The organism is Moorena sp. SIO4G3, from assembly GCF_010692305.1.
In the GTDB taxonomy this organism is placed as follows: domain Bacteria; phylum Cyanobacteriota; class Cyanobacteriia; order Cyanobacteriales; family Coleofasciculaceae; genus Moorena; species Moorena producens_A.
Window position 1 is genome coordinate 1 of sequence record NZ_JAAHIG010000524.1, and the last position, 5,147, is coordinate 5,147.

Consider the following 5,147-nt stretch of genomic DNA (forward strand, 5'->3'; position numbering starts at 1 on the left):
TCCCACTCAATCATAATTATGATAAAATCACCAACTGTATTTTCCTGGAATTCAAGGGCGATCCCATTGGCCAGCATGGGTGAACTTACCCATATAACTCGTGGTCTAGACAAGGTAAGGGACATGCAGGGTGTTTACAAAATTATTTTCCCTTACCCAAAAACCTTTGAGTATGGACGTCATTGACTAGAACCATTGACACCGGACAAGGTAAGGGACATGCAGGGTGTTTATAAAATTATTTTCCCTTATCCAAAAATTTTTTGAGTGTTGACCGTTGACTCTTTAGTGTTTACTGTTTACTGTTTCGTTTTTACTATTTAGTGTTAACTATTCACTATTGACTGTTAAAAAACAGCAATATTCCTAGCATTTACTACTTACCGAGAGTCATCTACCGTGTTATTCAACTCATACGCTTTCATCTTCGGCTTTCTTCCCATTACCCTGGTGGTTTTTTTTGGCTTAAGTCGCTTCCGTGTGGTTAAAGCGACCTGGGTATGGATGACGTTAGCATCCCTATTTTTTTATGGTTATTGGAAAATTACTTATCTGCCTCTGTTGCTAATTTCAATTAGTGGTAACTATGTCATTGGCAAACAGATAGAGAAGCTAGTAATTCTGTTAGACGAAGGAAGTGGAGAGGATAGTGCGGCTCCTGAGAAACCCGATAAAATCTCAAGCCTAGTATCTAAAGTAGTTAGTTATAAACAGCAAACGAAACTGCTGCTTTGGATAGGTATTTGTTTTAATTTAGCGATTTTGGGCTATTTCAAATATGCTAATTTTTTCGTAGATTCATTAAACTATATTTTAGGCACAAGTATCACTATTCCAACAATCTTACTTCCTTTAGCGATTTCTTTTTATAGCTTTACCCAAATTGCCTATATTGTTGATGCTTATCGTGGGGAAACGAAAAAGTGTAGGTATAATTTTATGACCTATAGCCTGTTTGTGTCTTTCTTTCCCCAACTGATAGCCGGTCCAATTCTCCGTTACGATGAACTATTGCCCCAGTTTGAGAAGTTACGCAATAGCCTGTTTTCCTGGAAAAACATGGGAATGGGGCTGAGCCTCTTTATCCTAGGTTTAGGTAAAAAAGTTGCGATCGCAGATAATCTATCCCCCTGGGTAGCCACTATTTTTAACAATACTGACCAACTCAGCTTTGTAGAAGCCTGGGTGGGAGCATTGAGTTATACCTTTCAACTGTATTTCGATTTTTCCGGCTACTCTGATATGGCCATTGGCTTAGGATTAATCACAAATATCCAGCTACCGATTAACTTTAATTCCCCCTACAAAGCGACATCTATCAGTGACTTTTGGCGACGTTGGCACATCACTTTGTCCAATTTTCTCCGGGATTACCTCTATATTCCTCTTGGTGGTAATCGTCGCGGTCGTCTACGTCAATATGGTAACTTATTAGCCACAATGCTTCTCGGAGGATTGTGGCATGGTGCTGGCTGGACATTTGTGATTTGGGGGGGACTCCATGGCTTATTTTTGGTAATTAATCATAGGTGGCGGCAAATGAAGCTATCCATGCCAAAAATTCTAGCTTGGATGCTGACATTTTTAGCAGTGGTAAGTACGTGGGTATTGTTTCGGGCAACTAGTATTAGTGATGGTCTAGGAATATTACAGGCAATGGTAGGACTCAAGGGCGTTATCTTGCCTACTACTTATCAAAATACCTTGGGTTGGTTAACCCCCTTAGGCATCCAATTTCAGGAGTGGCAAGATATGAAACGTCTTCTGCCACCTATAGGGTTAGAAAAGACCTTTATGGTACTATTCGGACTAATCCTAGGGGTTACCTTTTTGCCTAATACCCAGCAAATCATGAAACACTTTAAGCCTAGCTGGTACTGGGCAACAGGTATTGGCTTAATCGCTACATTTTGCCTACTGTCTCTTAACCGAGTTTCCGAATTTCTTTACTTCCAGTTTTAAGGGCTTGGGGAGATGGGGAGATGGGGAGATGGGGAGATGGGGAGATGGGGAGATGGGGAGGTGTGGGGCAGGGGCGCGGGGAGTCAGATCACCAACGGTTGTGGTTTCCAGGGCTTTGAAGGTGCAGATCCAGGTAACCCAAACTCTTCCCCCAGATCCTCTGTTCCCTGTTCCCTGTTCCCTGTTCCCTGTTCCCTATTCCGCTGCTCCCTGCTCCCTGCTCCCTGCTCCCTGCTCCCTGCTCTTAACTAACCGCTGGAACAACTGATTCACTAGCTGTTACTGGTTTACTGGGTGGTTTATTACTAAATGTAAGCCCCTGATCTCCACAATCAATGAAAATGGTATCCCCTTCGATAAACATATTTTCTAAAATCTTAGTAGCAATGGGATTTTCTAACTCCCGCTGAATTGCCCGCTTCAAGGGACGAGCACCATAGACGGGATCATATCCAGCGTCGGTCAGATAATCTTGAGCTTGCTCGGACATTGCCAGGGTAATCTTTTGCTCTGCCAACAGCCGCTCAATCCGTTTGAGTTGAATCCCGACAATTTTCCGCAATTCATCCTTGGTTAGGGTATGGAATATGATCACATCATCGACCCGGTTCACAAATTCTGGGCGAAAATGCGATCGCAAGGACTCTGTCACTCGTTTGCGCATTTCTTCATACTTGGAATCATCCCCAGCTACTCCCAAAATATGCTCACTGCCAATATTGCTGGTCATGACAATAATGGTATTCCGGAAATCGACGGTTCTGCCTTGGGAGTCGGTAATTCGTCCGTCGTCAAGTACCTGTAACAAAATGTTAAATACATCCCGGTGTGCCTTTTCCACCTCATCGAGCAATACTACTGAGTAAGGACGCCTACGCACGGACTCTGACAGTTGTCCTCCTTCTTCATACCCTACATATCCTGGTGGGGCACCTACTAACCGAGAAACTGCGTGTTTTTCCATATACTCGGACATATCAATCCGCACCAGAGCTTCTTCGCTGTCAAACAGAAACTGTGCCAGTGCTCTAGCTAATTCGGTTTTACCGACCCCAGTTGGTCCCATAAACAAGAAGGAACCAATGGGACGCCCGGGATCTTTCATCCCTGCTCTAGCGCGACGAATGGCAGCAGCTACAGCAGCAACGGCTTCTGTTTGCCCAATCACCCGTTTATGTAAATGTCCTTCCAGCTGTAATAACTTCTGGCGCTCTGATTCCAGCAATCGCTTCAGGGGAATACCGGTCCATTTAGCCACAATTTCGGCAATATCGGATTCACTGACTTGTTCTCGCAACATAGCAGTACCCCCGGATTGGAGTTCCAACATCATACTCTCTTTGGCTTCCCGGTCCCGCTGTAAAGCTTCTAATTTGCCATATTTTAGCTGGGCTGCCTTATTCAGGTCATAATTCCGTTCTGCCTGTTCCACTTGTACCCTTAAGTGTTCTTCTTCCTCTTTTAAGGCACTGATGTCTTGTAAAAGTTGCTTTTCCGATTGCCATTGTTTATTGAGTTGTTCCTGTTTTCCCCGTAAAACCACAATTTCCTTTTCAATGCGCTCTAACCGTTCTTGGGCAGAACTATAGGTGGCGGTGGTGGTACTAGTTCGCTTATCTTCCCCTTCTAGAGATAACTTTTCCATTTCCAGCTGCATCAGCCTGCGGTCAGTCGCTTCCAATTCCACTGGCTTGGAGGTAATTTCCATTTTGATTTTGGCTGCGGCCTCATCTACCAAATCAATGGCTTTATCGGGTAAAAATCGGTCAGTAATATAGCGCTGGGATAAGGTAGCTGCTGCTACCAAGGCTGAGTCGGTTATATTAACCCCGTGATGGACTTCATAGCGTTCTTTGAGTCCCCGCAAAATCGAAATGGTGTCTTCTACAGTTGGTTGCTTAACATAGACTTGCTGAAACCTACGTTCTAGAGCAGCATCCTTTTCAATATGCTTCCGGTATTCATCAAGGGTAGTTGCTCCAATACAACGCAATTCTCCCCGAGCTAGCATTGGTTTGAGTAAATTCCCTGCATCCATAGTGCCACCGCTAGCACCAGCTCCGACTACGGTGTGCAATTCATCGATAAACAGGACAATTTGACCATCTGAGTGGGTCACTTCCCTGAGTACAGCTCTAAGTCGGTCTTCAAATTCCCCCCGATATTTAGCACCTGCAATCAAGCTGCCCATATCTAAGGAAATCAGCTGGCGGTTTTTCAGGGATTCTGGGACATCACCATTCACAATTCGTTGGGCTAGTCCTTCTGCGATCGCAGTTTTTCCTACCCCTGGCTCTCCAATCAACACGGGGTTATTTTTCGACCGACGAGAGAGCACCTGAACCACCCGACGAATTTCCTCATCCCGACCAATCACTGGGTCAAGTTTTCCGGCTTGAGCGGCTTCGGTCAAATCCCGCCCGTATTTTTCCAATGCTTCGTAACGGGATTCGGGATTTTGGTCTGTGACCTTTTGAGAGCCTCGGATGGATTTAATGGCCTCTTCGAGCTTTGCCGCATCCTGGTTATAGGTTTTGAGCAAGCGGCGTCCTACCCGTTCATCCACCGCTAAACCCAGTAACAGATGTTCTACTGCAATATACTCATCCTCCAAAGTCTTGCGATAGGCTTCCGCATTATCGAGCATCACATCCAAACCACGACCCAGGTACAATTGGTCTAGGTTAGCGACTTTAGGTTGGCGCGTCGCAAAATTTTCCAGTTGTTGCTGAAACCGGTTAACATCAACAGTGACACGGGATAGAATCCGATTGGGTAGCCCATCTTGTTCCAACAATGCGATCGCAACGTGTTCGACTTCCAGCTGTTGATTTTTGCAGCGACGGGCGACATCTTGAGATTTAACAATCGCTTCCCAGGCTTTATCAGTAAACTTGTTGGCGTCAGTGGGCTGCATATCCTACAACAAATCTCGCTTTTTTACCATCTATGCTGTGGTTAGTATAGCAATCCGATACTTTTTAGCTACCAAAATCTACTTTGCAGATTTTAGCCCACTAATGCAAGCTGCTTAAGCAGCCAGGGGGTATCTCCCAAGGCCAAGATCGGTTTTGTTCCGCTCTTGGCGCTATTATCTGTGTTTAATAGAAAACGCAACCACTATCATTAAAGCTTTGGTTTTCGGCTTCAATTCAAGGAACCAGAATGTTTTCAATGACACTATA

Annotated in this window: 3 protein-coding genes; 2 read left to right on the forward strand and 1 reads right to left on the reverse strand. The window is 44.7% G+C overall.

Features of this window, described 5'->3' with window-relative positions; genetic code table 11:
• Nucleotides 1–399 precede the first annotated feature (399 nt).
• Both F6J99_RS41835 and F6J99_RS41840 read left to right on the forward strand, forming a co-directional pair.
• Nucleotides 400–1,962 carry an MBOAT family protein gene (locus tag F6J99_RS41835; protein ID WP_293122530.1) on the forward strand — a complete coding sequence of 521 codons (1,563 nt, stop codon included), beginning with the start codon at nt 400–402 and terminating at the stop codon, nt 1,960–1,962.
• A gap of 12 nt (nt 1,963–1,974) precedes the next feature.
• Entirely contained in the window at nt 1,975–2,214 is a 240-nt protein-coding gene (locus tag F6J99_RS41840; protein ID WP_293122532.1) for a hypothetical protein, read from the forward strand.
• Here the strand turns inward: F6J99_RS41840 and clpB are convergent.
• Nucleotides 2,207–4,879 carry an ATP-dependent chaperone ClpB gene (clpB, locus tag F6J99_RS41845; protein WP_293122534.1) on the reverse strand — a complete coding sequence of 891 codons (2,673 nt, stop codon included), beginning with the start codon at nt 4,877–4,879 and terminating at the stop codon, nt 2,207–2,209. The genes F6J99_RS41840 and clpB overlap by 8 nt on opposite strands.
• Between the last annotated feature and the right edge of the window lie 268 nt (nt 4,880–5,147).